Annotated in this window: 25 protein-coding genes; 10 read left to right on the top strand and 15 right to left on the bottom strand. The window is 60.0% G+C overall.

Annotated elements, in window-relative coordinates:
- Positions 1-6 precede the first annotated feature (6 nt).
- Entirely contained in the window at positions 7-1,182 is a 1,176-nt protein-coding gene (locus NKI52_RS28300) for an ABC transporter substrate-binding protein (RefSeq protein ID WP_502894470.1), read from the bottom strand.
- A gap of 315 nt (positions 1,183-1,497) precedes the next feature.
- Between NKI52_RS28300 and NKI52_RS28295 the strand changes: the two genes are divergently transcribed.
- The 3 genes from NKI52_RS28295 to NKI52_RS28285 all read left to right on the top strand — a co-directional run bounded on the left by NKI52_RS28295 (position 1,498) and on the right by NKI52_RS28285 (position 4,686).
- On the top strand, positions 1,498-2,625 hold the full coding sequence (locus NKI52_RS28295) for an S-(hydroxymethyl)glutathione dehydrogenase/class III alcohol dehydrogenase (RefSeq protein ID WP_352700408.1): 1,128 nt from the start codon (positions 1,498-1,500) through the stop codon (positions 2,623-2,625).
- A 71-nt stretch (positions 2,626-2,696) separates the two neighbouring features.
- Positions 2,697-3,266, top strand: a complete 570-nt coding sequence (gene gfa, locus NKI52_RS28290; RefSeq protein WP_352697755.1) for an S-(hydroxymethyl)glutathione synthase — start codon at positions 2,697-2,699, stop codon at positions 3,264-3,266.
- Positions 3,267-4,002: 736 nt separating this feature from the next.
- Positions 4,003-4,686 (top strand): response regulator, encoded by a 684-nt coding sequence (locus NKI52_RS28285; RefSeq protein ID WP_023679211.1) that lies wholly within the window; start codon positions 4,003-4,005, stop codon positions 4,684-4,686.
- Positions 4,687-5,400: 714 nt separating this feature from the next.
- Here NKI52_RS28285 and NKI52_RS28280 read toward each other — a convergent pair.
- Both NKI52_RS28280 and NKI52_RS28275 read right to left on the bottom strand, forming a co-directional pair.
- Complete coding sequence (locus tag NKI52_RS28280; RefSeq protein ID WP_352646163.1) at positions 5,401-6,741, bottom strand: ATP-binding response regulator; 1,341 nt, start codon at positions 6,739-6,741, stop codon at positions 5,401-5,403.
- Between the two features lie 10 nt (positions 6,742-6,751).
- On the bottom strand, positions 6,752-7,891 hold the full coding sequence (locus NKI52_RS28275) for an FIST N-terminal domain-containing protein (protein ID WP_352646160.1): 1,140 nt from the start codon (positions 7,889-7,891) through the stop codon (positions 6,752-6,754).
- A 367-nt stretch (positions 7,892-8,258) separates the two neighbouring features.
- On the opposite strand from NKI52_RS28275, the gene NKI52_RS28270 reads away from it, so the two are divergent.
- Positions 8,259-8,576 carry a hypothetical protein gene (locus NKI52_RS28270; protein ID WP_023679214.1) on the top strand — a complete coding sequence of 106 codons (318 nt, stop codon included), beginning with the start codon at positions 8,259-8,261 and terminating at the stop codon, positions 8,574-8,576.
- Here NKI52_RS28270 and NKI52_RS28265 read toward each other — a convergent pair.
- The 3 genes from NKI52_RS28265 to NKI52_RS28255 all read right to left on the bottom strand — a co-directional run bounded on the left by NKI52_RS28265 (position 8,573) and on the right by NKI52_RS28255 (position 12,226).
- Positions 8,573-9,034: a phasin gene (locus NKI52_RS28265; RefSeq protein ID WP_352616184.1), complete on the bottom strand. Its 462-nt coding sequence runs from the start codon at positions 9,032-9,034 to the stop codon at positions 8,573-8,575. The two genes, NKI52_RS28270 and NKI52_RS28265, sit on opposite strands and share 4 nt — an antisense overlap.
- Positions 9,035-9,491: 457 nt before the next feature.
- A complete protein-coding gene (locus tag NKI52_RS28260) occupies positions 9,492-10,250 on the bottom strand; it encodes a hypothetical protein (RefSeq protein WP_352646158.1) in 759 nt (252 codons plus the stop codon).
- Between the two features lie 26 nt (positions 10,251-10,276).
- Positions 10,277-12,226, bottom strand: a complete 1,950-nt coding sequence (locus NKI52_RS28255; RefSeq protein WP_156937424.1) for an adenylate/guanylate cyclase domain-containing protein — start codon at positions 12,224-12,226, stop codon at positions 10,277-10,279.
- 209 nt (positions 12,227-12,435) lie between these two features.
- On the opposite strand from NKI52_RS28255, the gene NKI52_RS28250 reads away from it, so the two are divergent.
- Positions 12,436-13,977 (top strand): caspase family protein, encoded by a 1,542-nt coding sequence (locus NKI52_RS28250; protein ID WP_051406215.1) that lies wholly within the window; start codon positions 12,436-12,438, stop codon positions 13,975-13,977.
- 57 nt (positions 13,978-14,034) lie between these two features.
- Here NKI52_RS28250 and NKI52_RS28245 read toward each other — a convergent pair whose 3' ends face one another.
- Positions 14,035-14,427 (bottom strand): hypothetical protein, encoded by a 393-nt coding sequence (locus tag NKI52_RS28245; RefSeq protein ID WP_031212493.1) that lies wholly within the window; start codon positions 14,425-14,427, stop codon positions 14,035-14,037.
- A gap of 236 nt (positions 14,428-14,663) precedes the next feature.
- Here NKI52_RS28245 and NKI52_RS28240 point away from each other — a divergent pair, with 236 nt between their 5' ends.
- The 4 genes from NKI52_RS28240 (at position 14,664) to NKI52_RS28225 (ending at position 16,550) form a co-directional block, all read left to right on the top strand.
- Positions 14,664-15,128: a hypothetical protein gene (locus NKI52_RS28240; protein ID WP_352700407.1), complete on the top strand. Its 465-nt coding sequence runs from the start codon at positions 14,664-14,666 to the stop codon at positions 15,126-15,128.
- Positions 15,129-15,494: 366 nt separating this feature from the next.
- A complete protein-coding gene (locus NKI52_RS28235) occupies positions 15,495-15,782 on the top strand; it encodes a hypothetical protein (protein WP_023679221.1) in 288 nt (95 codons plus the stop codon).
- Between the two features lie 382 nt (positions 15,783-16,164).
- Complete coding sequence (locus tag NKI52_RS28230) at positions 16,165-16,410, top strand: type II toxin-antitoxin system Phd/YefM family antitoxin (RefSeq protein ID WP_352700406.1); 246 nt, start codon at positions 16,165-16,167, stop codon at positions 16,408-16,410.
- Complete coding sequence (locus NKI52_RS28225; RefSeq protein WP_352700405.1) at positions 16,407-16,550, top strand: PIN domain-containing protein; 144 nt, start codon at positions 16,407-16,409, stop codon at positions 16,548-16,550. The genes NKI52_RS28230 and NKI52_RS28225 overlap by 4 nt, the downstream gene beginning before the upstream one ends.
- Positions 16,551-16,827: 277 nt before the next feature.
- Here the strand turns inward: NKI52_RS28225 and NKI52_RS28220 are convergent, their stop codons facing one another.
- The 8 genes from NKI52_RS28220 to NKI52_RS28185 all read right to left on the bottom strand — a co-directional run bounded on the left by NKI52_RS28220 (position 16,828) and on the right by NKI52_RS28185 (position 23,997).
- Positions 16,828-17,658, bottom strand: a complete 831-nt coding sequence (locus tag NKI52_RS28220; RefSeq protein WP_023679223.1) for a BtpA/SgcQ family protein — start codon at positions 17,656-17,658, stop codon at positions 16,828-16,830.
- The gene (locus tag NKI52_RS28215; protein WP_023679224.1) at positions 17,655-18,563 is read right to left on the bottom strand and encodes a ribokinase; all 909 of its coding nucleotides are present in this window, start codon (positions 18,561-18,563) and stop codon (positions 17,655-17,657) included. Before NKI52_RS28215 ends, NKI52_RS28220 begins: the two co-directional genes overlap by 4 nt.
- A 3-nt stretch (positions 18,564-18,566) precedes the next feature.
- On the bottom strand, positions 18,567-19,337 hold the full coding sequence (locus NKI52_RS28210) for a glutamine amidotransferase (protein ID WP_023679225.1): 771 nt from the start codon (positions 19,335-19,337) through the stop codon (positions 18,567-18,569).
- Positions 19,338-19,364: 27 nt separating this feature from the next.
- Positions 19,365-20,453, bottom strand: coding sequence for a phosphotriesterase family protein (locus NKI52_RS28205; RefSeq protein ID WP_352700404.1), 1,089 nt, complete (start codon positions 20,451-20,453; stop codon positions 19,365-19,367).
- Between the two features lie 4 nt (positions 20,454-20,457).
- On the bottom strand, positions 20,458-21,462 hold the full coding sequence (locus NKI52_RS28200) for an ABC transporter permease (protein ID WP_023679227.1): 1,005 nt from the start codon (positions 21,460-21,462) through the stop codon (positions 20,458-20,460).
- Entirely contained in the window at positions 21,459-22,256 is a 798-nt protein-coding gene (locus NKI52_RS28195; protein ID WP_352449199.1) for an ATP-binding cassette domain-containing protein, read from the bottom strand. Before NKI52_RS28195 ends, NKI52_RS28200 begins: the two co-directional genes overlap by 4 nt.
- Before the next feature lie 74 nt (positions 22,257-22,330).
- Complete coding sequence (locus NKI52_RS28190; RefSeq protein ID WP_023679229.1) at positions 22,331-23,269, bottom strand: ABC transporter substrate-binding protein; 939 nt, start codon at positions 23,267-23,269, stop codon at positions 22,331-22,333.
- A gap of 116 nt (positions 23,270-23,385) precedes the next feature.
- Complete coding sequence (locus NKI52_RS28185) at positions 23,386-23,997, bottom strand: cupin domain-containing protein (RefSeq protein ID WP_023679230.1); 612 nt, start codon at positions 23,995-23,997, stop codon at positions 23,386-23,388.
- Positions 23,998-25,332: 1,335 nt separating this feature from the next.
- On the opposite strand from NKI52_RS28185, the gene NKI52_RS28180 reads away from it, so the two are divergent.
- On the top strand, positions 25,333-25,890 hold the full coding sequence (locus NKI52_RS28180) for an OsmC family protein (RefSeq protein ID WP_023679231.1): 558 nt from the start codon (positions 25,333-25,335) through the stop codon (positions 25,888-25,890).
- Positions 25,891-25,902 lie beyond the last annotated feature (12 nt).

Here is a 25,902-nt window from a genome sequence, read left to right as displayed (position 1 = left end):
TTGGTTCTACTTAAGGACGCATTTCGTTTCCGGCTGATCGACGCCGAGCGTATCGAGCTCGGAGATTTGGTGAAGATAACCCTCCTGTGGCGATGTCGAGACCACGGATTTGGTGTCGCCGAGCAGGATTGGCTGGCGAAGCTGATGGTTCCACTTGCGGAAGGTCAGCTTCTGTCCTTTGAAGGCGGCGACCGAGAAATCGTCCGAGCGGATGTAGTCGCTGATCTTCTTCGGATCGTCGCCATTAGTCCGTGTGCTGGCTTCGCCCACCGCCCGCACCGCCGTCCAGGCCGACATATCCTTGGACAGCATTCGCCGGCCGGTCGTCCTCAGGAAACGGCTTTGCATTTGAATGCCACCCCATTGCTCGCTCGCGGGATGCCAGGACGATGCGACAAGACCGGCCGTGCCGGCGACCAGCCGCGGTGTCCAGGTGCGGTAGGGCACGTAGGTTCCGAACACCTCGCTCTCATCGGCGACAAGCACCACGTCATGCTCCGGCAGATCCTGCGTGAACACGGAGATCTGCTGCTGTATCTGCGTGGCGCCGGTGTCGGTGCGGCGCGCCGTGCCGGTGTCTTTGAATTCCTTCTCGGCGACGATCTGACCGCCGAAGCGGGCCGCCGCGCGGCGCAACGCGTCCGCATAGAGATGATCCTGCTCATGCGAACCGTAGAGCAGCACCCAATTCGGCCATTTCTTTACCACGAGATACTGCGCCAGCGCGTCGGCCAGCATGCTTCGTGTCGGCGCGACATGGAAAATATTTATGCGGCAGTCTTCCTCGCGCAGGCTGTCGTCTGTGGCACCGACATTGAAGACCAGAACGCCCTTGTCGCGGGCGATGTCGGCGATCGACAGCAATTGCCTGGCCGAGAGGTCAGCGACAACATAGCGGTCACCTTTGGCAATCAGATCGTTGAACGCCTGAACCGTGTCGGCGTCCGGCTTGACCTCGGCTATGTCGAGGCTGAATTTCTGGCTGAGGAACTTTCCTGTCGTGTTGTTATCGCCGATCGCCACATTGGCGCCGGCGACACCTTCGTCGCGTGGCGGCAGGTCCAGCAGGGAAAGCGCCAGTTGCGGCGCGTAGGCCCGCAAATAACCTATTCTGATTTCGGTTATCTTTCTTTCCGGCCTGTCGGCTGCGAGCGGTTGCTTGCCCGTCACTTCCTGGGCCATCACGCCTGTAACGTTGGCGGTCTGGAAAAAAAAGCACAAAAAGGCCGCGAGAGTGCCTGGCACCGCGCTCGTCATCGATAAAACTGCCCATTCTTGCACTAAAGTCCGATTGTTCCCGGACCAGCGCGAATTCAAGGTGCCCACAATGAGCTTAGCGGACGCCACAAGATTTATCAAAGCCGTGCAAGTGGACTTACGTGTCTGCTTTAGTCCTATGCCTTTTCGAGGATACGGCGATGAATGAGCGTGTTGCGGTCTCATCCGCAGCAATGGCGAAATGAGAAACTCTATGGGTCGTCATGGGAGGATTGCCTGATGAAAACGCGCGCCGCTGTCGCCGTCGCCGCCGGAAAGCCGCTGGAGATCATGGAGGTCGACCTCGAAGGTCCGCGTGATGGCGAGGTGCTGGTCGAGATCAAGGCAACCGGCATCTGCCACACCGACGAGTTCACGCTGTCGGGCGCCGACCCGGAAGGCCTGTTTCCGGCGATCCTCGGCCATGAGGGCGCCGGCATCGTCGTCGACGTCGGCAAGGGCGTCTCCTCGGTCAGGAAGGGTGACCATGTCATCCCGCTCTATACGCCGGAATGCCGGCAGTGCCCGTCCTGCCTGTCGCGCAAGACCAATCTGTGCACCGCCATCCGCGCCACGCAGGGACAGGGCTTGATGCCGGACGGCACCTCGCGCTTCTCGATCGGCAAGGACAAGCTGTTCCACTACATGGGCTGCTCGACCTTCTCCAACTTCACCGTGCTGCCCGAGATCGCGGTGGCCAAGGTCAATGCCGACGCCCCGTTCGACAAGATCTGCTACATCGGCTGCGGCGTCACCACCGGCATCGGTGCTGTGATCAACACGGCCAAGGTCGAGCAAGGCGCGACGGCGGTCGTGTTCGGCCTCGGCGGCATCGGCCTCAACGTCATCCAGGGCCTGCGCCTTGCCGGCGCCGACATGATCATCGGCGTCGACCTGAACAACGACAGACGAGCCTGGGGCGAGAAATTCGGCATGACGCATTTCGTCAATCCGAAGGAGATCGACGGCGATGTCGTGGCCCATCTCGTCAACATGACCAAGCGCGGCGCCGACCAGATCGGCGGCGCCGACTACACGTTCGACTGCACCGGCAACACCAAGGTGATGCGGCAGGCGCTAGAATCGTCGCATCGCGGCTGGGGCAAGTCGGTCATCATCGGCGTTGCCGGCGCCGGCCAGGAGATCTCGACGCGGCCGTTCCAGCTGGTCACCGGCCGCACCTGGATGGGCACCGCCTTCGGCGGCGCGCGCGGCCGCACCGACGTGCCGAAGATCGTCGACTGGTACATGGCCGGCAAGATCGAGATCGATCCGATGATCACCCACACGCTGAAGCTCGAGGACATCAACAAGGGCTTTGACCTGATGCATGAAGGCAAGTCGATCAGGAGCGTCGTGGTTTACTGAGGACGAGAAAGCCGCCGGCAAACCAGCCAGCGGCCGAAAAATGCAGATGTTCAACACGGGAGGAGACAAAAATGCCGGAAAAACTGCATCCTAAAATCGACAATGGACTGCCACGGGAAAAGGCCGACTTTGCCGGCGGCACGCTGGTCTGCGCCTGCACCAGCAACCCGGTCAAGGTGAAGGTCAAGGGCCAGATCGCCCATAACCATGCCTGCGGCTGCACCAAATGCTGGAAGCCGGAAGGCGCGCTGTTCTCGGTCGTGGCGGTTGCCGGTACAAACGACGTGACGGTGACCGAAAACGGCGACAAGCTGAAGATCGTCGATCCGGGCGCGCTGATCCTGCGCCATGCCTGCACCGGCTGCGGCGTCCACATGCACGGCCCGGTCGAGCGCGACCACGCTTTCAAGGGGCTGTCGTTCATCCATCCCGAACGCTTCCAGGAAGACGGCTGGGCGCCGCCGGGCTTCACCGCCTTTGTCTCCTCGATCATCGAGTCCGGTGTCGATCCGAGCCGCATGGACGGCATAAGGTCACAGCTGAAGTCGATCGGGCTCGAACCTTATGATTGCCTCAATCCAGGACTGATGGACTATATCGCCACCTGGACGGCCAAGAGATCCGGCGCGTTGCCGGCCTAACGACTGATCAGACACTATCCTTGGGGGCCGGACGAAATCGCCCGGTCCCACGCGTTGGAACGAACGCAGGCGAGCGCGTAGACGGACACGATTCGTAAGTCATTGCCGACGTGCTGTCAGCCTCGGGGGGCGTTGGGCTCAACGGGAATACGCTGAAATTGGTCCAACCGGATCGTATAGCTTCAAGATCAGCGACTGCGATCAGTTGGTTCTGGCTTGGCGCGGCCCAGATCGTGGACTACAGCTTGGATATCGCGGGCAAATTCGCGCCCAAAGCGCGATGGCGGCAAGGTGGTGCTCCTTACCAGTACGGCATCGAGCGCCTAGCGGGGCTTGAACGGCAACACCATCAGCTTGCTGCGTTTTGTCCAGGAAACCAGCCCGTATACCAGCGCGACCCCAGGCCAGCCGATACCATCGGTGCGGCCGCGAACAAGGCGGGCGTCGGGGAAGCGTCGTGTGGCGGCCGGCAACAGTGCGAAAGCCGGCGGTCACTGGCTGTCACGCGAAGCCGGAAGTCGGTCACGACCTGTCTCTGTTTCAATGGATCTGTCGCCGGCACATTCGGCCGATTTGGGCCACCGGGCAAGGCATTGCATTTCAGAACGGCCACATCTCCCGCATGCGCCGCGGAAATCATGGGCACATTCTGCTTTAGCCGGCCAAGATGGCAATGTACTATTTGCCAATAAGCTGACCATGGTTGCAGGATTATTCTAGGCCAGACCAAACCGAAATGAAGCTGATGACCGATCGCGCCAGGTTCCTGATCATTGACGACCATCCGTTGTTTCGCGAGGCGCTGCACAGCGCCGTGCAGATGGCCTATCCGGAGGTCGACACGGTGGAGGCGCGCTCGATTGCCGAGGCGCTCGAGCTTCTGACGGATGCCAAGCCGTTCGACCTGGCGCTGCTCGATCTCAGTATGCCCGACGTGCATGGGTTTGACGGGCTGCTGCAGCTCAGGACGCGTTATCCGCGCCTGCCGGTGGTCATCGTCTCCGGCTATGAGGAACCGAAGATCATTTCCGAGGCGCTGTCCTACGGTGCGGCCGGCTTCATCCCGAAATCGGCGCGCAAGAGCGACCTTGCGGCCGCCATTCGCTCGGTGATGGAAGGCGCGATCTATGTTCCCGAGACTTATGAAGGCCGGCCGCGCGACGCCGACAGCACCGACCGCGCCGAGATGGTGCAGCGCCTGGCTACGCTGACGCCGCAGCAGCTCAAAGTGCTGCAGATGCTGCGCCAGGGCCTGCTCAACAAGCAGATCGCCTATGAGCTGCAGGTCGGCGAGACCACAGTCAAGGCGCATGTCTCCGAAATCCTGCGCAAGCTCAACGTCTACAGCCGCACACAGGCGGTGATCGAGGTCTCGAAGCTCGACAATGCCGAGCTTTTTCGCGATCCGGCGGGGTTTTGAGAGCGCTCGCTAAAAAGCGCACTGTCACTGTAGTCGACCGCACTCGTGTCACCGCAATCGAACTAGACTAGCCACGGCTCTCACGTTCCTGACACCAGCTAAGCAACCCGCGCCTCTCTAGTCAGATCAAATTCACGCGGCGATTGCTCTGCAGCAGTTAGCCGCTTTCCCGCGTCTAGTAAAATGGCGGCCCCCGGTCCAACGTAGAATGCTTTAGTTTTACTAAATTGCTTTTTGAATGCTCTATTAAAAGCTTCATTAGCTCCTGAGCGAGCGGCGTGTCGGAGACCGTAGCCACGCGGCCATTTATCACAACATCTTCAGCCCATCGCCCACCAGGGGAAAAAGTTACTGTGTCCGGATTGCTAAGCTGATCTAGCGAATACCGGATGCCGGAAGGTGTTTTTATCGGCCTCACCTCAATGGGCACAGCGTGGCCAGTGACAAGAAATGATCGACCGCTAGAAGCCGATTCAGTGGTTGATTGCCCAAGAGTTGGAATTTGCATTCTATTGCTAAAAAGAGTCGAATTCCATCTTGGGAAAATGACCCATGAGGATGTATTTTATCGAAATTTCACGTTCTACTGCCTCCAATACGGGAAGAAGATCGTCCTTTAGCGCGAAGAAGTGAATCTGCTTCATATGAATTACCGCCTAGGCACAAGTAATGGCTGGAATACGGTGACCCGTATGCTGGGAAGATACGACCAGTTCAAGCCAGCAGATGTGCCAGCAACGCCCTCAATTGCGCTGGTTTCAGCGGCTTGCGCATCAGCTCGATGCCGGCGGCGCGGGCGGCGTTGGCGACTGTCTCCGAACCGTCGGCGGTGACGATGAGCGCCGGCACGGCGCGACCGAGATAATCACGGACCTCGGCGATTGTGGTGGTGCCGAGGTCGCCGCCGTCGAGATGCTGGTCGGCTATGACAATATCTGGCAACCAGTCGGTATCGCCAAGCATGTCGAGCGCGTCACCGGTCGAGGTGGCGGGGCGCACCAGGCATTGCCAGCGCTCGAGCAGGGAGGTCATCGCCTGCAGCACGTCGATGTCGTTCTCGACCAGCAGCACCCTTGTGCCGAACAGACCGTAGCCGCGCGGCCGTTCCATGTCGACGGTGCTGGCGATTGGATCGGCCGTGTCGCCGATCCCGACCGGAACGTCGATATGGAAAATCGTGCCATGTCCGACCTTCGACGAAAACGTGACGGGATGGCCGAGGGCCGCGGCGATGCGGCGCACGATGGCCAGCCCCAACCCCAGCCCGCCGGCGGCAAGCCCGGCATCGGTCGGGATCACGCCGCGATGGAATTCCTCGAACACCGCCTCGCGCTGGTCGTCGGGGATGCCGCAGCCGGTATCGGCGACGTCGATGCGGATGGTGTCGCCGCGATGCCTGGTGCCGACCAACACGCCGCCCGAGCGGGTATAGCGCAGTGCATTGGACAGGATGTTCTGCAGGATGCGGCGCAGCAAGGTTCGGTCCGAACGAACGAGCGCATCGACCGGCCGGAACTTCAGCGTCAGCCCCTTCATCTCCGCGACCGGCTGAAAATCCGAGCGCAGAGACGAAAACAGCGTCTCCAGGCTGACATCGGTGATGTCGGGCTGCACGACGCCGGCATCGAGCTTGGAAATGTCGAGCAAGGTGCGGAGCAGGTCCTCCATCGTCTCCAGCGATCGCTCGACCTGGCGGACCAGCTTTCTGCCTTCCTCGCTGGTCTGTACTTCGGCAAGCGCCGAGACCGACAGATGCGCGGCGTTCAGCGGCTGCAGCACGTCATGGCTGGCGGCCGCCAGGAACCTGGTCTTGGACAGGTTCGCCAGCTCGGCGTTTTCCTTGGCTGCGTTCAAGTCGATGTTCGACTGCTCCAGCCGGCGCAAGGTCGAATGCAGCTCTTCGGTGCGGCTGCGCACCCGGCTTTCAAGCGAAATGGCGGTCTGGAACAGCGAAAAGGCATTGCCTTGCTGGTCCATGGAACGCTCGACGCGGCTGATCAGCGCGGCGTTGATCTTCTTCAGCCTTTCCAGGTCGTCGATGTTCCTGAGCGGCATCCCGGATTTCCTACTCCGCCGCTTCGGCCGCCTTGCGTTCGCCGAAGGCGATGCCGGTGAAGGTCTGGTTCAGATGCATCGAACGGTACTGTTCGCCATAGGTGCCGAAGCCGAGGACGTTGTTGACCTTGTAGAGTTCCGAAATCTCGCGATAGACCTGCCGATTGCGCGCGTCGAGCCGGCGCAGCACGCAGTCGAAACCGAGGATCAGGTCAATGCCGCCAAGCCTTTCGCTGACGTCGCTGAGCGCGGCGCGGGTCGCCTCGACCATGTCCTTAGGCTGGGCGACGGCAAGCACGACACCATCGTCGATGGCGCAGAAGAACGACAGCGAGCCGTCCGCGTGCATCTTCTGGATTGAACGGCAGTAAAATTCGCCGCCGACTTTCACCACCACCGGGTGTGAGGCAAAACTCAGTGGCGTCAGCATCTGCGCGACGACGCCGACCGAGGCGGCATATTCCTCGGCGGCAATGGTGGCGTTGAATTCGCGCACGATGCGGTGGTCGGGATCGGATGCCGTCACCACCAGCTTCTCGTCGGTGGGAACGAAATTGTCGGTTTTGAACACGTGGAAAGGAATTTCCGTGGTGATCAGCACGATGATGGCGCTGTCGGAGGTCACTTTGCCGTTCGAGATCAGCCGCGTTGTCTCGAATTTCAAATCATCGCCAGCCGACCCGCCGATCAGTGGGATGTCGTCGAGCCCCCAATGGATGGCGGAGGTCACCGCTTCTTCGGCATAAGACAGGCCATCGATCAAGCAGAGCGCGAAAGTGGTGTCGGCTCGCTCGTGCCCGAGGCGCTCGTGTAACGAACGCCTCAGCGCCTCGACTTCGCCGGTAATCCCGTCCATGCCTGATGAGGACAGATTTTCGATCATGGTGCTGGCTGCCGAAAACGATACGGAGGGAAGCAGCATAGCCAGGATCTGGCCTTCCTCCAGCCCCTTGGGCGTTATCTCACCGGCTGTCGAGCAGCCGGCATAGTGGAGCGCCGGCGCGTGGGTCTTCAGCGCTTCCGACAGGGCGACGGCCTCTATGAGGCTCTGCGAGAAAAACAGGAGGGCAAACCCGGCGTCAATGGCCGCTGCTTCCGCTGCCACCGCCCGGGCGAACGCATCCGCGTCAGATTCGTCGGTCGTGAGCACCGAAAGGCCGCATGCATAGCGCGCCCGTGACTTGGCCAGCGGCTTCCTCCTCCATTTCCTCCAACGCTCTTTTTTGTGCGCGTCTGGCGCGCCGGCGTCGAGGTCATTGTTGTCTTGAAGCGGTGCTTTGGCAATGAGCCAACATGATGGATTTGAAGTTTCTGCCGTTTGACGGCGTCCGCGCAGCCACTCACAGACGAAAGGCCGCATCGCACCGCCATCCGTGCAACGAAGGCCCAGCTGAATTTGCCGCAGGCGAATGTCCACGGATCACGGCTGGCAGGCTCGACGTGCCAAGAATGGGGCAGGATATCGCGCTTAGCGGTTGCCGCTTTGGACAGGGTGCCAGTCTAGCCTGGCGGTTGTCGTGGTCAATCCGGGGCAGGTGACAGCCTACGCCAATGCGCTCGGCAAGCGGGCCAGGACCGACACCACCGATGCTGCTGTAACGCTGCCTTCGTTGGGTCGAGCAAGCGGCAAGTGCCCGTTGCGCGGCACCGAAGCCGAGGCCCTGGCCGGGCTCGTCGCTCGCCGCCGTCAGATTGTGCGGATGATCGCAGCCGAGAGAGCTATGCCCGCACCGCCATGGCAACGCAGGCACCAAAGAGCATCCAGCCAAAAGGAAAAAGACCGGCTGGAGAAGGTGTTGTTTCGCGGTTATTTCCGATCGCTTAGACTCAATTAGGCGACTTTGAGATCTTTCATCGCCTTTTCAACGACATCCTTGATCGGCCTCGATACATCTTCGGCAGCCTTGGTCGTCACGGCCTGAAATTCCTTGGCCTGCTCGACGGTCTTTTCGAGCTGCGTGCGCAAGAAGGCAGTCTGGAGTTCGATGAACTCGGACGGCGACTTCACGGCAACCAGGGCTTCGAGGTGCGAGAAGCCGGCTTCGGCATTGGCGCGCAGAGCAGCAATTGTCTTCAGCGACAACTCGTTGCCGACGGTCTTGGCGGTTTCGAAGCTCGACTGCAGAGCCTTCTGGGTCGTCTCGGTGCCTGACGCAAATTTCGCATAGGCTTCTTTCGACTGCTCGACGCCCTTTTCGGCGACAGCGCGGACCTGGTCGGCAGCCTTCGACGCGTCGAAGGTGGGGAATGAGGTATTTTCAACGGTGTCAGCGGTCTTGGCCATAGTTTCCATCCTTTCCGGTGGACGGCCTTTCACAAAAGCCGTCTCGTTCATTTACGAAACTGACGTTACGGCATTTATAGTGCATTGCAATATTTTTGTGCGACGCACCATCCCTCTTCCAGCGTTCCGAGGGGGCATGCGGAGGGTCGGTGGCATCTCGAGATCGCCGGTTCTGCAGGAAGAACTCTTCTGGACGGACCACCTGATCCAGCATAGCCTCGCAACAGAGCACGACGTTTTGCCACCTGGGTATCTACTTCAGCCGCTATTCGGCAACCGTCCAAGTCTACGTCAACGAAAGCGTTAAATTCGTGCGCCGCAAACTTTCAGTCGGCGTACCCGCTGGGCACAAGGCGATCGCTTTCCTTAGCGCGCCATCGAGAAGTTGCCTCGATATGGCGGTGGTTGACGCGAAGGCGCGCCTCTACCGCTTCCAGTGCGCCGTGAAGTGACCACCCCTGGTGGTCTATCGGTTAGCCAAGTTCCGGATCAGTGCGGATGCCTGAAGAAGACAACCGCTTTCTATCATCCAGGCATACAGTCCCACATGATCCGACGGGCTGAGGCCGGTGGGCAAATGCACGATAGGCATTCGAACCGACTCATCGTCGATCACCAACTCAACGGATCGAAGATCCGGTGGCACGTTTCCGGGAATTGCCAAAATTGGGGTGTCCTTGTCCCAGACCAAGCTTGTCGCCAGCGACTCTTCATTATAGGCAACCGAAACATCCGCCCTGTGCCCCGGTGGGCGCCAAAGCTCCAGTTTGAGGTCATAAACGCAGCCTGTCAGACGATTTTCGACCGGCACCATCCAAGGTTCCAAGGTGGCGGCCGTCGTGTCGGAAACGCCACGAGACCCACCTATGGTTTGGAGCTGACCAGCGGCATTCCCCAATAGATCCGAAATCGCAGTCAAACTCGAAGAAGCGCCCGCCGCCCCGTTAGAGGTTGATCCAGAACCCGATGCGTCGTCAGTCACCACAACATCCGCAGGTCCCGGCAACGCAGTGACCGAGCCATCGTCACCCATCAAAGTGACAGTCGATCCACCCTCGATATGCACGAGGTCGCCCAGTCTGAACAGTTTGCCGAGCTGAGGCCTGTCCGCGGGAGGATCGACAGCGACAACGACATACTCGCTGGCCGCAAGAGCGCTCGAGCAAGAACCAACTGCTGCGATGGCCGCAGCCAGTAGGAAAATGATTTTGGGTTGCCGATACATGACGCACGTTCAACCATACGCTTGTTTTACTTGCCTTCAAGATAGATCCTATCGCCAGCCTCACCCTGCTTCAGTCTTCCAAGGTGATAAGCAACGAGGCCATCGTTGGGATATTGAATGGCCAGCGATGCAAAGGCAGCAGCGGCAGTCTTGTCACGCGCGGACATCAGCAAATAAGCTTGCGAGTAAGCCTCCACCATCTCGCGATTCATACGCCCGTCCTCCAGCAACTCGAAGGCTGAGATCCACTCAGTCTTGCCTTTCAGACACAACACACCGGATGGCCGAAGCAGGTAGTCATCGGAAGAGTTCGCCACCTCCTCGCTGATGCAGTTCATGGTACCTAGAAACTTGTTCGCGCCTTCGAGCCTGGCAGCGGTGTTCACCGTATCGCCCATGGCCGTGTAGTTGAAGAATCGATTGCCCCCAAAATTTCCGACAACTGCAGGTCCTCGATGGACGCCGATACGAGTGACGCCAACGTCGTGGCCTCTAGACTTTACATCTGTCCGAAATCTTCGAGACATCGCGACGGTAGCGAGCGTTAGTTTTAGGGCCCTTTCGGCTTGGTCCTCCTGCACACCCGGTGCACCAAAAAAACCAATGACTGCATCGCCTATCAGTTTGTCTATCGTGGCTCCATGTTCAATGAAGAGACCACAAACCGCATCGAGGTATTCATTCAGAACCGCAGCAAATACCTCTGGTTCCGTCCGTTCGCCCAAACTGGTGAACCCCTCAAGGTCGGTGAACACGCACGTTATCAAGCGTTCGGATCCGCCGAGGCGCAGTGACGCCGGCTTGCTGACTAGCTCTGCCACGACTGCCGGGCTGAGATACTGAGAGAACGCGTTCTGGACGAAACGCCTTTCTTTCGAGTCCCGGTGCCATGCCAGAATTGCGACGAATCCGGAGAGCCCTAGCAGCAGCATCGACGGCGCGACCATTGGTAACAGAATCCCGGCCTTGGCAAACGCGGTTGCTTCTAAGATCAAAACCGAAACGACTGCGCCGATGATGACCATAGGTTTCACCAGCACTGATATGCGGAGCCAAGCGACCCAGATGCAGAGCGCCGTCGCGAGAACGAAGGGCCCAAACGCCGCCACCGCCCCTGGCGTAATGATTTTGTCGCCCTTGATCAATCTCGCCAGCGCATTGGCATGAATAACGACACCCGGCAGCGCTCCGGCAACAGAGCCGTTCAGCACGGCAAAGGGGGTTGCATGACGATCCTGCAGCGGGAGGTCGACGCCGATCAAAACGAACTTCCCGGCGAACCAGGCCGGGGGCGCGAAAGCGGCGGCGTGTGCCGGATATATTGTCCATCGTGCCGGATGAATGCCTGTAGCCCGATAGTAGACCATCTTCTCCGCAGCTTGCGATGCCGATATGCCGGCGGTCTGCGCGAGCGCTGATGCAAAGCTAGGTTGCCAGTTGCCATTCACCACGCGCCCTGGAAATTCTTCCCGCACAACCGCGTCGACCCTATCATGAGACAGGGCGGCCAGTCCGCGGATGGCGCTTGGCGCGAAGCGACTAAGATACGACAGTTGCTTGTCGGTAAGGTCGTCGTCGTGTGATGCAGATGCGACAATTACCGGACTTTCGGCCGCCTCGATAACCTCAGCTAGGCGCCGATCCTTTTCTGCCTCGGTTGGCTGATCGAAAAGCAAGTCAATGCCTATTGTTCTCGGATGAGCCTTATCGATTCTCTGCACAAGGTCGGCCAAGGCACCCCTATCCAGCGGCGATCTATAGGGAAACCTTTCCAATGTCTGCTCTGTGATCGTTACGATCACGATGTCTGTCGGGGGCGCGACGAAGGGCGAGATGGTCGTCATCAAGACGTCGCGCAGCAGTTTCTCGCCTGAGGGAGAGAATGTGGCAATGCAGGCGCCCAGAATGAAAAAGAATCCGAGCGACGCGAGAAGGCGCCCTTTTTGAACCATTCCGATCGGCGTGAAGACGGCCAAGCTGCGTGCAATTCGTTTCGGTGTCTATCGGCGTGAATCTACACAGCATAGACCGCTGACGAACTGTGGGCTAGCGGTGGGCCCTTCGCTAGATCCGCTGGACTTGACACTGCGAAGCACCGGGCTCAGTCTCGCAAGACTGCTCCGGTTTTATCCTGTCCATCGACTGGTGAATCCGCTGCATGAGCTGAGACTAAGGATATACAGCCATGATGGCGCTTCGCTTCGCCATTGCGCTTCTTCTAGTTTCGCTGAGCGCCCAAGCGTGGGCAGAACGGCGCGTCGCGCTGGTCATCGGTAATTCTGCCTATAGATACGCGGTTCCACTTTCCAATCCAAAAAATGATGCGGTGGATATGACCGCAAAACTGCAGGCGTTGGGCTTTGAGGTGGTTGCAGGCGAGGACCTCGATCTGAGCGGGATGCGCGGCACGGTTCGAGATTTCATCGGCAAGCTGGATGGTGCCGACATGGCGCTTCTCTTCTATGCCGGCCATGGCGTCCAGGTGAACGGCACCAACTACATGGCTCCCGTTGATGCGCGGCTATCCACATATAACGACCTCGACTTCGAAGCCGTGCCCATGGACCTCGTCTTGTCGGCCATGGAGCGAACCACGAAGGTCAACCTGGTATTTTTGGATGCTTGCCGGGACAGTCCGTTCTCACAGAACCTTGGGCGCTCGATGGGTACGCGATCAGGGTCGGTCGGTCGGGGCTTGGCAAAGCTAGGCACGGGCGTTGGATCGCTCATAGCCTTTGCAACGCAGCCCGGGAACGTTGCGCTGGACGGCGAGGGAAGGAACTCGCCGTTCACATCTGCGCTGCTGAAGAATCTTGGTACGCCTGGCCAGGACATCTCCCGCGACCTCATCAACGTCCGTAGGGATGTGCTTGAAGCAACCGACGGCAAGCAAGTGCCATGGGACAACTCCTCGCTGACGGGCGACGTCATTTTGCAACCGTTGTCCGGAAACACCGCTGTCACGGCGGGTGCGAAAGGAGGGGACGTAGAAGTCGCCTATTGGGAGACCATCAAGGAAAAAACGGACAAGCGCTTCTTTGAGGCCTATCTCAGACAGTATCCAAGCGGCGCCTTTGCGGCGTTAGCCAGCTTGAAGATCGACGAGATCGAACAGGCAGCAACAGATCGTGGCAAAGCCCCCTCGATTTCCATCGAGGGCGTGGAGGTTGCAGAAGCTCATCCTGATTTAGATGTGACGCAAGCTTTGGCTGATCCGCGCGCGTTGACAAAGGCAACGCAAACAGAGCTAACGCGAGTCGGCTGCCTTGTCGGACAGGCAGACGGCAAATGGGGACCGGGAAGTCGGAAAGCTCTTCAAGCCTTTGCCGAGCAGCGGGGATTGAAGCTTGCCAGCCTGGAGCCGACGAAAGAGGTGTTGCGCGCAATCAAGAATATCCCAGAACGTGTCTGCGCTCCGGTCAAGGTAAAGGCTTTTGATGGCGCGTGGGCACTGACGCGGCGCGCAGGTAATTCCGCCTGCGATTACACTGAACAGTCAACGACAATCTTTATCGATGGAACGGAAATTTCCGCGATGGTGCCTTTGGCCGGAACAATCACCGCCGACGGGGCATTCGACATCTATTTAAGTTTCGTCGATGACGATGGTGCGCCAAGGCAAAACCATATCATCGGCAGGCTTCAAGGTGCGAAAGGCAGCGGTGAGTTTTCTCGAGTCGGAGGCGAGTGTGCAGGTGTCGTAAGACTTGACAAGCGTACTGAATAGGGCCGGCATTTGCGGGTCCGTGCAAACGCCGACCAAACCATTCGGACGTGGTCCGTCTCATTGAACCAACGTCGAAGTCGCGTGGACTTTGCCGTCGTCGCGCACCTCGTAAAATTTGTCGTTGTCAATGTAGATAAGATGACAAACTGGTTTACCTTGGTCTTGTGAACAGGCCTTGTCACCGTCGAAAGTCAAGGGAACTTTGACCTTTATCTTAGTTTTGTTGTTCACCAAAGCTTCGCCAATGATCTGTTTTTTCTTCCAGTTCCAGACAAGAGTGGCAGTTATGGCAGCTCCAGCGTCGTATATAATTACATTTACCTTTTTCCCATTAGCAAAAGTCTTAAATTCTTCCATCGATGCTTTCTTCGCGCTACTTGGTAGATCCTCGGCCCAAGCGGACATAGCAAGTGAAAACGTAGCTGCGACAACAAGCGATAACAGTTTCATCCTATCCTCCCCATCCCCCGCCGGTTTGACTGACATGTCTATATATTCTTAAGCGAGGAGACTGAAAATTATCATGATAACAAGCTTTCAAGAAGCGGAAATCAGCGCGTCCTAGATGTCGTTGGGGACATTTGCTCAAGTTGAGCGAAGCCGCACATTCTAGCATGTTCCCTAGGATTTGCGCTTAAGCCAACGCGTTCTCAGTGTTTACAATGCGCAGGCCGCCCGAGCGTGTGATGCGCGGTGTTTGGATTGCGAGCCTCATTGCACTTACCGCCGCCTATCTTGCCGACCAAGCGGGCCTTGAGGGCATCGTCTCGAAGCGCGCCGACAGCCCGTATCGAAGCGGCCCGACGACGAATTGGCTGAAGACGAAGAGCTTCACAGTCCAGGAATACGAACTATTGGGCGTCGAGCGCGAGCCGGGCAAGGCGGCATTCGCCTTGCTGGCGAGGCCCGGTACCGGAAAATATGCCGGTTCGGCCTTCATCACCTTGAACCAGGAGATGCGCGAACGGCTGTGGAAGCGTGTCCAAGAGCACGCCGGGCCACCGCCGAAGGGCATAAAGCGGCCGGCGACCATGGGTCAGGCCGGGGTGAAAGCCCACATCAAGCATCTACGGGGCGAGTTCGGATTTCGCCACGCCTCACTGCAGGATTCAGAGAGGAGTGATACCTCCAGCGAACACGGCACGAATTAGCCGGCCTCGCCTCGGACCTTCGACGCCAGTGTGCCAGCATGATTGTTTGTCGAGGAGCATTACTCAACGCGCTTTCCAGAATGGCGGGACGTCCATGGCCCGGGCCATTCTCGGACTCGACTTTTTACTGATTACATGAGCGGATGGCCCCCCGTTGGGGGAGCCGCAGACGCGCTTGGCCGAAAGTGTCTGGCATTTGGTCTGAGATCGATCGGGTCGAAGCCAATTTCTGCCTGCCGCGCTTCACGCTATTGCAAGACATTCAAATTTGAGCTTCCGCACTCATGCTTTGTCGAGAGTATCTCCGTAGGTTTTAGCCGTTCTGAATCGCCGTCGGCGACGATGAAGACGAAATAGGAGAACGCAATGGCTCGCAATCACGTTGAACGTCTTGGAGAGTTTAGGGAAATCTTGGTCGCGACGCGGCGCGAAGGAGTCCGTAACGTGCACCATACTCGCGACGCAATGCGGGCAAGTGGCTTTCAGATCGGGGACAGCGACGGCTCCAGCTACGGAGCTGAGCTGAAGGTGCTCCAAGAGGAAATTGAGGCAGTCGATCGCGCCATCGAAGACGAGAAGCGGTTGGCCTTGGCCCTCGAGAGCGCGGCTCAATCCCGCCGACCGACTAAACCGAGAATCGTGAAGGGAACATAGAGTCCGGTAAGGCCCTTGGCGCCCGTCGCGTCGATCGCCTTCGCTACAGTGTCGGGCTCGTCGCCGCCGTGGTGCAGCGCCCTAAAAGCGGACGTTTCGCTTTCGGCCCCTAGCGCAACGTAGAGCATTTGCTCGGCAAAAATCGCTCCTGTGAACTCCGACGTCGCATGGCGGACCAACAGGTTCGGCCAACATCAGGTGAGACGTAGTCCCAACAAACATGCAGTTCAGACAAATCGATTGCGCGTCTTTGTTGAAGTCGTGCCATGCGGCCGATCCGAGAGGGTCGGCCACCTCCAGCATCCTTCACTGACTGAAATACGCTTGAAAATCGGGGGCCCCATGTAGACTAAGTTGCATGGACTAAGTCATGAGGCCCGCAATGCGCACCGTCAATATCCACGAGGCCAGGACGCATCTGTCTCGTCTTGTCGACAGGGCGGCCAAAGGCGAATCTTTCATTATTGCCAAATCCGGCAAGCCGATGGTCAAGGTCGTTGCCATAGACGCACCTGCCGCCGGCGAAATGCGTCGGGTGGGGTTTATGGCCGGGCAGTTTTCAGTTCCGGACGATTTTGATCGCATGGCCGATGACGAAATCGAGAAGCTGTTTGGCGGCGATGCATGAAACTTCTTCTCGATACCCATCTTCTGCTCTGGGCTGCGGGCGAGCCCGAAAAGCTCCCGCCCGCAGCCCTCGCTGAGATCGAGAATGCCGATAACCACTTGACGTTCAGCGCCGCAACTCCCCTGGGAGATTGCCATTAAACGCGGTCTGGGCCGCCTTGACTTGAAGGTCGATGCGCGTCTTTCCGTCGGGGCCTGATCGACAATGGCTATGATAAGCTGCCAATCACCGGCGAGCATGCCATTGCAGTGGAGGGGCTTCCACCCATCCACAAGGACCCCTTCAATCGGATCCTCATTGCTCAATCGATTGTGGAAGGCATTACTTTGACCGTCGACGATCGGGTCGCGCGGTATCCTGCGCCCGTCCGTCGTCTCTGATCAAGCTGGACCGCAAGCCCCTTGGTAGGGTAGTCAGCTATCGCTTCAGACCACCCATGAAAGCCTTTACTCGAGCAGAGTCGACTTGGTTCCACCAGACGCCGTCGTGCTTCAGCGCGCTGGCGATGATGACCCCGTCGACAATGGCAAGGATATCATTGGCGTTATCCGGGGTGACACCGCTGCCGACCAGCGTCGGCAGGCCGGCGGCCTGCTTGATCATACTTATGTAGCCCAAATCCGCGGCGTGACCGGTGCGCTGGCCAGTGGCGATGATGGCGTCGGCGTCGAAGAAGACCAGGTCCTTGACCAGTTCCTCCACCGGGCGGTCGGCGACGATGGCGTGTGCACCGTGCTTGACATGGGCATCGGCGAAAATGCGGATGCCGTTGGCGCGCAGCCTGGCGCGGTAGCGTGCCGCGCGGCCCGATTCGCCTTCGACAAACCCCTCATTGGCGACGTAGGCGTTCGCCCATTGATTGACTCGGACGAAGCCGGCGCCGGCTGCGCTGGCGATCGCCAAGGCCGGGATCGCGGCATTGGCCAGCACATTGATGCCGATCGGCCTGCCGAGTTCGCGGCGGATGCGGTCGGAAACGACCGCCATATAGGCCGCCGTCTCCGGGCCGATATCATCAGGCTTGGCGAAGGGGATGTCGCCATGGTTCTCGATGATGACGCCGTCGCAGCCGCCGTCGAGATAGGCTTTGGCGTCATCGAGCCCGCGCTGGTAGATCGCCTCGATACCCTCGCCGTCATAGCGCGGCGCGCCGGGCAGCGGCGCCAGATGAACGACGCCGATCACCACCTTTGTGCGGCCGAAAAGGTCCACGAGCGCGTTGCCGCCAGATTGGCCGAGCGGGGTCATGAGAGCTCCATTTGATCGATGATCGCCGCCATCTCGGAGGCGGAAGGACAGGATGCCAGAGTGCCCGGCCGTGTCACGGCGATTGCGGCAGCGGCGAGCGCCAGCTTCAGCGCCGAGATGACCGGCATGCTCCGGGCAAGCCCACCGGCCAGACAGCCGCAGAGCACATCGCCCGCGCCGCTGGTGTCGAGCGCTTCGACTCGCTGCCCCGGCAAGCGAAGCGGTTCCGTCCGGTCCGTGCCAAGCACGATACAGCCTGCGGCACCGAGGGTGATGACGACGGCGCCTGCGCCTTTGGCCACCAGCGCGTGAGCGGCTGCTGTCATGTCATCCCGGCCGGTCAAGATTTGCGCTTCGGATTGGTTGACCACCAGAACCTCCGCCAGGCCGAGATCGGGCAGCGAGGCCGTGTCGATCGGGCTGGCGTTGAGAACGGTGCGCGCACCGTTTCCCTTTGCTGCTCTGAGGCAGGCATTGGTCACGGCAGTCCGTAAATTTCCCTGGCAGACGAGGATGTCGCCGGGAGCGATCCAGCGGACAAGTGCTGTTTGCGCCACCGGATCGAAGGCTTCGCTGCAGGCGACGCCGCTGACGATGAAATTCTCTCCGCCTCGATCGACGACGATGGTCGAGCGGTCGCTCGGCAGCTCGAATTCGCTCACCTCAAGGCCTGACAGCTCGCTGTCGAGGCGGCTCCTCATCCACGCGCCAGCGGGATCCTTGCCGAGCGCCGTCCAGAACGTCACCTCTGCACCAGTCCGTGCTGCTGCGACTGCCTGGTTGGCGCCCTTGCCGCCGAGCCCGTCGGCATAGCTCACGGCATTCAAGGTCTCGCCCGCGGCAGGGAAGCGGCCGACGCGAAACACGGTATCGAGGCAGGCATTGCCGACGACGTGGACATGCATGGCTCAGCTCTCACCGGTCGCCCAGCCCAGCATCTGTTCGAACAGGGTCTTGTAGCCTGGCCAGGCGATGAATTGCGGCGGCAGCCAATGTGGCCCGACATCGGATGTCCAGGCCACGGTGCGGCCCTTGCCGTAATGGCCGGTGACAAGCAGCGGCAGCGAACCATAGTCCGACGACACGCTGGCCAGGACCTCGGCCCCATCCTTCAGCGTCACCTCGTTAAAACCGAGCAGGATCGGCCAGTCCGAGCCGAGGCCCCTGAGGATGGGATGGCTCGACCCTGGTTTCGGCACCGGCGCAAAACCTTCGGGAACCTCGACGCGGTCGTCGTAGGCCAGGCAGTTCACCGGCAGCACGTCCTCGACCGGCGTCTTGCGGTAGCGCGCGCCGCCATTGATGCCTTGGAAGCTGTAGTAACCGCCGAACATCAATAGACCGCCGCCGCCGCTGACGTAATCGCGGAGCAGGCGCAGGCGGTTCGGCGTCGGCTTGGAGTGGACCCAGGTGTCGGGATGCAGCAGCAGCGTGTTGGCGCCGATGTCGGAGAGCACGACCGCGTCATAGGCCGACAGCGCCTCCATGGTCTGTGGAAAGCCGCGCTGCGCCTCATGCGCCGGCATGAACGTCACGTCGAAGTCGGTCGCCTTCAGCGCGTCCAGCAACTCGTCTGCGCCGGTGTGGTAGGTAACGGTCGGAAACTGGTCGAAACCCTTGATATGGGTCGCGGTCGACACCCAGGATTCGCCGGCAAGCAGGATCTTCTTCTTGGACATTTGAACTCCAGTGTAATTCCAGGCCGCTTAGAGCCGCGCGAATACGCTTTTCGGATTGGCGATCAACATGCGGTCGATGGCCGGCTGCTCGACGCGGTGGCGTTTTAGGCGCGGTATGAAATGCTTCAGGATATAGCCATAGCCGAAGCCGCCGAAGCGCGTCAGCATGATCTTGAGGAACACATCCTGCGACAACAGCAGGCGGTCGCCGAAGCCCGCCTCGACAAGGGCGGCGATGGCGCGTGCATTCTCCTCGTCGGAGGGCGATTGCGCGTCCTGGTCGGCGTAATAATAGTCCATGCCGATCATGTCGTATTCGAGGAACGCGCCGCGCCGGGCGAGGCTTTTCTGGTAGTCGGGATCGTCGTGGCTCGGGTTCATGTGGCAGAGCACGGTGTGGCGAAGATCGGCGCCTTCGGCCTCGACGATATCGAGCACCTCGTGCGCCAGCCGCTCCCAGCCAGGCAGATGGATCGACAGCGGCACGCCGGTGATGCGCGAGGCGCGCGCCGAAGCTCGCAGCGACTTGCGTTCCTCGGCGGTGAAATCCTTGCTGACGCCGACTTCGCCGATCAGCCCGGCCATGATCGGCGGCTGCGTCTCGCCGCCGCCGACATCGTTGACGATGAACTCGGTCACGGCGTCCACATCCATCGCCTTCAGCCATTCGGGATGGGTGTGCTCGAGATAGAAGCCGGTGCCCATGACGATCTTCAGGCCGGACATGCGGCTGATGCGAGCGAGCTTTTCGGGGGCGCGGCCGATGCCGATATTGGTGGCATCGACGACGGTGTGGCCGCCCAACGCGCGATAGCGCTGCAGCTCAGACAACGCCAGGTCGGCGTCGTCGAGCGAGACGTTGTCGCGGTTGACGTATGGGTTCATGCGCAACTCGCCGATGATCTCGATGTTCACCGGCTGCTCGGCGATCGCCATGTCATCGGGATGGCAGGGGCATTTCCAGCTGCGCGCCCCATCGAGCAAGATGTGCTCGTGCATTAGCGTAATGCCCATCTCCTCGACCGGAACCGGGCCGAGCACGGTCATCACATGGCCGGTTTCGACCCCGATTGGCAGCCGCCGCCTGGGCACCGCGTCATCGAACAGATCGCTCATCGGCTCAACGGCTCCGCACGGCGCCGCGGAACAGGCGGAAGTTCAGCCAGATGGCGATCAGGATGATCGTTCCGGTGACGATCGGCGTCAGGAAAGGCGACAGATGCGCCAGGATCAGGCCGTTGCCGATGACGGCCACCGTCAGCGCGCCGAGCACCGTGCCGATGATCGTTCCGCGGCCGCCGAACAGGCTGGTGCCGCCGAGCACGACGGCGGCGATGACTTCCAGCTCGAAACCCTGGCCGGCATTCGAAGATCCCGATCCAAGCCGGGCAGCAATAATGATCCCGGCAAGGGCTGCCGCGATGGCGGAAATCACATAGACGAAGAGCGTCGTCTGCCGCGTGTTGACGCCGGCGCGCCGCACCGCCTCGGCATTGGCGCCGATACCGGTGACATAGCGGCCGAATGGCGTCTCGTTGAAGGCGAGATACGCGATGGCCAGGATCGCCAGCGCGATCAGCGCCGGCACCGGCACGCCAAGGAACCAGGCGCGGCCCAGCACGGTGAAAGCGCTTCCGGGCTCGATGGGGATGGAATAGCCGCCGGTGATCAGCAGCGCCACGCCACGGATCACCGAAAGCCCGGCAAGCGTGACGATGAAGGACGGGATGCCCTCATAGGCAATGAAATAGCCCTGTACCGCCCCAAGCAGGGCACCGAGCGCCAACATGGCGAGGATAACGACTGGCCACGGCAGGCCAAACTGCAAAAGCGTCGCCGACAGCGTCGCCACCAGCGCCAGCACGGAGCCGACCGAAAGATCGATGCCGCCAGTGGTGATGACGAAAGTCATTGCCGCGGCGACGATCAGCAGCGGCGCCGACTGCCGCAGGATGTTCAACAGATTGGGCGATGTCAGAAACGCGTCGGTCGCAACCGAGAAGATGATGCAGACGACCAGAAAGAACAGCGCGATCGAGACGACGCTGCCATTGGCGAGCAGCGCATCGCGCCAGGTGCCCCTGCGTACTCGTGAGGGCTGGGCGGTGTGGATCGCGTCGCTCATGCCGGCGCTCCACCGCGATAGCCATTGGTGGCGGAACGCGCATTGAACTTGCGGCCGACGATCAGATTGACCACGTCTTCGATATTAGTGTCGCCGATCAGCCGCTCGGCGACATTGCGCCCTTCATACATGACCTGAATGCGATCGCAGACGAGGAAGAGATCCTGCAGCCGGTGGGTGATCAGAATGACGCTGACACCGCGCGCACTGACCGCGCGGATCAGTTCGAGCACCGCCTCGACTTCGGCCACGGCAAGCGCTGCCGTCGGCTCGTCCATGATCAGCACGGCCGGCTCGAACGAGGCGGCGCGGCCGATCGCGATCGACTGGCGCTGCCCGCCGGAGAGGTTTTCGACCTTGAGCCGCGTGTCGGCAATGACGATGCCGAGCCGATCGAGCATCTGGCGCGTCTCGTCATGCATGCGCTTCTTGTCGAGAAAGGAAATGCCTGCGATGCGGCGGCGCGGCTCGCGGCCGAGAAACAGATTGCCGGCGACATCGACCGTATCGCAGAGCGACAGGTCCTGGTAGACCATCTCGACGCGCGCCGCACGTGCGTCCGCCGGCGAGCTGAAGATCACCGGCTTGCCGTCGATTTCGATGGTGCCGGCGTCGGGAACCACTGCCCCCGACAGCACCTTGCTCAATGTCGACTTGCCGGCGCCATTGTCGCCGACCAGCCCCAGCACCTCGCCCGGCTTCAGCGTCAGCGACACGTCATCGAGCGTCTGGATGGCGTTGTAGCGCTTTGAGATGCCGCTCATCCGCACCCGATAGGTCTGGCCACTGCTCATCTGGAATTCCACGCGATTGCAAGGGATCCGCGGCGCAGCCTCGGGCGGCGCCGCGGCTCGGTCGCCGACGCAGTTTACTTGAACATCGCGCGATATTGGTCGACATTCTTCTTGGTCACGATCGTCACCGGGATATTGATGATCGGGTCGATTTTCTCGCCCTTCTTGATCTTGCCCAGCGCTTCGACCGCGGCCTTGCCTTCGCCGGCCGGATCCTGCTGCACGACCGCCACCACCCAGCCGTCGTCGATGCCCTGAACGGCCTGCTTGGTCAGATCCCAGCCGAACACCTTGACGTCGCCGGTGCGGCCCTGGCTGGTCACCGCCGAAACGGCGCCGAGCAAGGCCGGTTCGCCGGTCGCATAGAGCGAGTTCATGTCCGGATTGGCGGTCATCAGGTTTTCCGAAGCGCTCAACGCGGTCTCCTGAACGTTCTGGCCGTCGACTGTGTCGAGGAAGGTGACGGCCTGGCCGCTTTCGGTCACCGCCTTCTTGAAGCCGTCGAGGCGCTGGTTCTGGATGAATGAATTGAGTGCGCCGACGATACCGATCTTGGCCTTGCCGGCCATATCGGTTTTCACATAGTCGGCGTAGAATTTGCCGATGTCCTCGCCGGCCTTGGTGTTGTCGACGCCGATGAACGAAATATTGTCGCCGTCGGGGATCTGCGCGTCGATGGCTATGACGGGAATGCCGGCCGTCTTGGCTGCAGTGATCGCAGGCTTGACGCCGTTGACGTCGATGGCGACCAGAATGATGCCGTCGACTTTCTGCGTGATGTAGTTCTCGATCGCGTCGTTCTGCGCGCTCGGCACATTGTTGGCGTTGAAAATGACCAGCTTGGCGCCAGCGGCGTCGGCTGCCTTTTGCGCGCCCTCGTTGATCTGGTTGAAGAACAGGGCCTGCTGGTTGATGTTGACGAGAGCGAACGTATCGGCAAGCGCCGATCCCATGGCTGCCGAGCCCATGGCAATGGCGGCGGCACAGCCGGCGAGAAGTTTGAACAGACGCATTTCGGTTCCCCTTGCTTGCGGACCAGACCTCGGCTGGTCCCGTTGGTGCTACAGGCACGAGGCAAGCATTCAAGAGACTTGAATATTTGTCAATCCAAATGAACGCAGAGCGTTGCTCAGAAAGTCGCCGGCGTGTTGACCCAGAAAATGCTAGCGCGTTCCTCGCCGATGTTGCGGTAATGATGCGGCAGCTCCGACCTGAACACGAAGGCATCACCCGTGGCGAGAGCATGGCTCTTGCCGTCGACGATCAGTTCGATCCGCCCGGCGAGCACGTAGCCGACTTCCTCACCGGCATGCTGGATCGGACCTTCGCTCGAGCCCTCTGCCTCGATGTGATGGATGTTGCATTGTAAGAGGTGGCCAGGCGAATACGGGATGATGCGTTCGAGCGAAATTCCTTCGCCACGCCGTAGCGCGTCGAGCGCGATCAAAGGCCTTGCGCCCGCCCGGAATACGATCGCCTCGTCGTCGTCGACTTGCTCGAACATCCAGCCGATGTTGGTGTCGAGAACCTCGACCAGACGGTGAAGCATGGGCAGGGACGGCGAAGCCTTGCCGTTCTCGATCTTGGACAGCAGGCTTTCCGAGCAATTCGCAGCCGCGGCCAGCGTCTTCAGCGTCATGCCGCGTGTCTGGCGGGCGAGGCGCAGCCGAGTTCCAAGTCTTGCGGCATTTACGGTGGCGTCCGTTTCTGACTCTGGCCGCCGTCGATCGATTTTGTTCATCTGTTCGCCAACCATTCAACGGTCAAGGGCAACTATCGCGCGAGCAAAAGACCTCGGCTGACGATTTGCAAGTGCTGATGCGTCAAATTCGAGACTGCAGCGGCAGCTATCTCATCCGGCGAATGCCGCTCCCGCATGAACCGTGCTGATGATCCCGCGCCAGTTATCCCCTATCGCTTGGCTGTCCATCGTGGTCGAAATCGCCAGCCGTTACCGCGTTTGCGTCACGTGGCGAGTGGACTTGGAACAACAATGCGGGCAAGGCGGGCCACGCAGCCAATCTACACAACCACGGCCGCGCCGACATGATAAAATCTGGACTGTCACCGAATTTGCGGAGCGCGCCCAGAAGTCACCCGCGGCAGCGCCCCATGGAGTTACGCCCAGGGCGCGCAGGCTCTCGATAGCCGCGACGTACCCAATGAAATCGCTGGGGCAGTCGCGCACCGCTTGAGCTTCGGCGATTTTGAAGAAAGTCCAACAGAATTAATGGACTAGCATCTTGCTTATGTAAGTTGCGGAAGCGATGCGCGGTTAATGCTTTAGAAGTATAGACACATCGACACGAGGTGCGAAGAAGCAACGCCAATACAGCTGGTTGGTTACAACATATTTATTTTCGCAGATATGGTATTGCCCGTCCGGGGATTCCTGTACACGGTCCCGTGGGATGGTGAAATTATGCGGCAAATAAGTGTACCCGCCGTCTACCCTGGACCGCACCGAAGACCGAGGTATGGCGCGGCAATCTGAACCGCCGCAGCACTTGAATTTGGTCTGTGGGTCAATCTTATCTTCGTACCAATCATGGGCGTTAGCGGCTGTTGCGGCGGCGATACACATCGCCGTGAAGATGAGCCTTCGCATGGCATTCCTCAAGTATCTGGCAGGCGCTGCTCGTTGGGGTTTCCATGTATATTAGCGTTCCATTGAAAATACCATTGGCCTCCGACCGACTTAACGCAGCCCCAGCAACGCTCGCAACGGAAGACCGCATTGGGTCACGTCAGGACGACACTTGCGCCGACCAAAGGTCAGCTCTTGTCGCTCCGGGTTAGAAACCCGACCGTCTGCTCTGCGCCTGATGTCGGCCATAGAGGCGAACTTTGCCTCCGCCCGGAAGCAGACACTGCAATTGACCACGCTGAAGGTCGTGGTCGCGCCAGAGCCTGCAAAGGCACAACTCGGCACACGAGGGCGAACATTCCGCTGCGGAAACAACTTGAAGAAACGCTTCGCGACCCATAGCATGCCGCGCCATGGTGAAATCTGATCGGGAGGTCAGTGAGATCGGTCGGGTTTTTGAGCCAGTGCAAGGTAGGGAGGATAATAATTATGGCTTCCGAAGTACAGGCAAACAACGGCGTTAACGTAGAGGCGCTGCTCGGCGCACGCGAAGCGCTTACCAACGCCCCGGAGGCAGCGCAGTTCAAGTGGCGCGCGGCCTGCGAATGGAAGGATGGCACCCACAGCCACTCGTCGGTCGAGAGCTTCTACGGTCTCGGCGAGGATCAGCATCGCAAGACCACCTTCACATTCGACGCAGACCATCCGGAGGTCTTCGCTTCCCAGGACAAGGGCGCCACGCCCGTCGAATACGTGCTGGTCGGACTGGCGAGTTGCCTGACCGCCGGCATCGCCGCGGTTGCCCAGAACCGGAACATCCAGTTGAAGTCGGTGAAGGCGACCATCGAAGGCGACATGGATCTCGCCGGAATACTCGGCATCGACAGCGACGTGCGCAACGGCTTCAGCGGCATCACGGTGAAATACAACATCGACGCCGACGCCAAGCGCGAGGACATCGAGGCTATCGTCGCTCAGTCGCAGAAGCGGTCGGCCGTCTATGACATTGTCACCAATCCGACGAACGTCACGGTCGTGGTGAATTGAAAGGCGCTTCGA

Source organism: Mesorhizobium sp. M0590 (genome assembly GCF_040320905.1).
In the GTDB taxonomy this organism is placed as follows: Bacteria; Pseudomonadota; Alphaproteobacteria; order Rhizobiales; family Rhizobiaceae; genus Mesorhizobium.
The sequence above is the reverse complement of the archived record's forward strand: the minus strand, read 5'-3'. Positions and strand labels throughout refer to the sequence as shown.

Excerpts from the sequence above, each read along its gene's own strand:
- NKI52_RS28300 (WP_502894470.1), bottom strand. The coding sequence starts at position 1,182 with ATGGCCCAGGAAGTGACGGGCAAGCAACCGCTCGCAGCCGACAGGCCG.
- NKI52_RS28295 (WP_352700408.1), top strand. The coding sequence starts at position 1,498 with ATGAAAACGCGCGCCGCTGTCGCCGTCGCCGCCGGAAAGCCGCTGGAG.
- gfa (WP_352697755.1), top strand. The coding sequence starts at position 2,697 with ATGCCGGAAAAACTGCATCCTAAAATCGACAATGGACTGCCACGGGAA.
- NKI52_RS28285 (WP_023679211.1), top strand. The coding sequence starts at position 4,003 with ATGAAGCTGATGACCGATCGCGCCAGGTTCCTGATCATTGACGACCAT.
- NKI52_RS28280 (WP_352646163.1), bottom strand. The coding sequence starts at position 6,741 with ATGCCGCTCAGGAACATCGACGACCTGGAAAGGCTGAAGAAGATCAAC.
- NKI52_RS28265 (WP_352616184.1), bottom strand. The coding sequence starts at position 9,034 with ATGGAAACTATGGCCAAGACCGCTGACACCGTTGAAAATACCTCATTC.
- NKI52_RS28260 (WP_352646158.1), bottom strand. The coding sequence starts at position 10,250 with ATGTATCGGCAACCCAAAATCATTTTCCTACTGGCTGCGGCCATCGCA.
- NKI52_RS28250 (WP_051406215.1), top strand. The coding sequence starts at position 12,436 with ATGATGGCGCTTCGCTTCGCCATTGCGCTTCTTCTAGTTTCGCTGAGC.
- NKI52_RS28245 (WP_031212493.1), bottom strand. The coding sequence starts at position 14,427 with ATGAAACTGTTATCGCTTGTTGTCGCAGCTACGTTTTCACTTGCTATG.
- NKI52_RS28240 (WP_352700407.1), top strand. The coding sequence starts at position 14,664 with ATGCGCGGTGTTTGGATTGCGAGCCTCATTGCACTTACCGCCGCCTAT.
- NKI52_RS28235 (WP_023679221.1), top strand. The coding sequence starts at position 15,495 with ATGGCTCGCAATCACGTTGAACGTCTTGGAGAGTTTAGGGAAATCTTG.
- NKI52_RS28230 (WP_352700406.1), top strand. The coding sequence starts at position 16,165 with ATGCGCACCGTCAATATCCACGAGGCCAGGACGCATCTGTCTCGTCTT.
- NKI52_RS28225 (WP_352700405.1), top strand. The coding sequence starts at position 16,407 with ATGAAACTTCTTCTCGATACCCATCTTCTGCTCTGGGCTGCGGGCGAG.
- NKI52_RS28220 (WP_023679223.1), bottom strand. The coding sequence starts at position 17,658 with ATGACCCCGCTCGGCCAATCTGGCGGCAACGCGCTCGTGGACCTTTTC.
- NKI52_RS28215 (WP_023679224.1), bottom strand. The coding sequence starts at position 18,563 with ATGCATGTCCACGTCGTCGGCAATGCCTGCCTCGATACCGTGTTTCGC.
- NKI52_RS28210 (WP_023679225.1), bottom strand. The coding sequence starts at position 19,337 with ATGTCCAAGAAGAAGATCCTGCTTGCCGGCGAATCCTGGGTGTCGACC.
- NKI52_RS28205 (WP_352700404.1), bottom strand. The coding sequence starts at position 20,453 with ATGAGCGATCTGTTCGATGACGCGGTGCCCAGGCGGCGGCTGCCAATC.
- NKI52_RS28200 (WP_023679227.1), bottom strand. The coding sequence starts at position 21,462 with ATGAGCGACGCGATCCACACCGCCCAGCCCTCACGAGTACGCAGGGGC.
- NKI52_RS28195 (WP_352449199.1), bottom strand. The coding sequence starts at position 22,256 with ATGAGCAGTGGCCAGACCTATCGGGTGCGGATGAGCGGCATCTCAAAG.
- NKI52_RS28190 (WP_023679229.1), bottom strand. The coding sequence starts at position 23,269 with ATGCGTCTGTTCAAACTTCTCGCCGGCTGTGCCGCCGCCATTGCCATG.
- NKI52_RS28185 (WP_023679230.1), bottom strand. The coding sequence starts at position 23,997 with ATGAACAAAATCGATCGACGGCGGCCAGAGTCAGAAACGGACGCCACC.
- NKI52_RS28180 (WP_023679231.1), top strand. The coding sequence starts at position 25,333 with ATGGCTTCCGAAGTACAGGCAAACAACGGCGTTAACGTAGAGGCGCTG.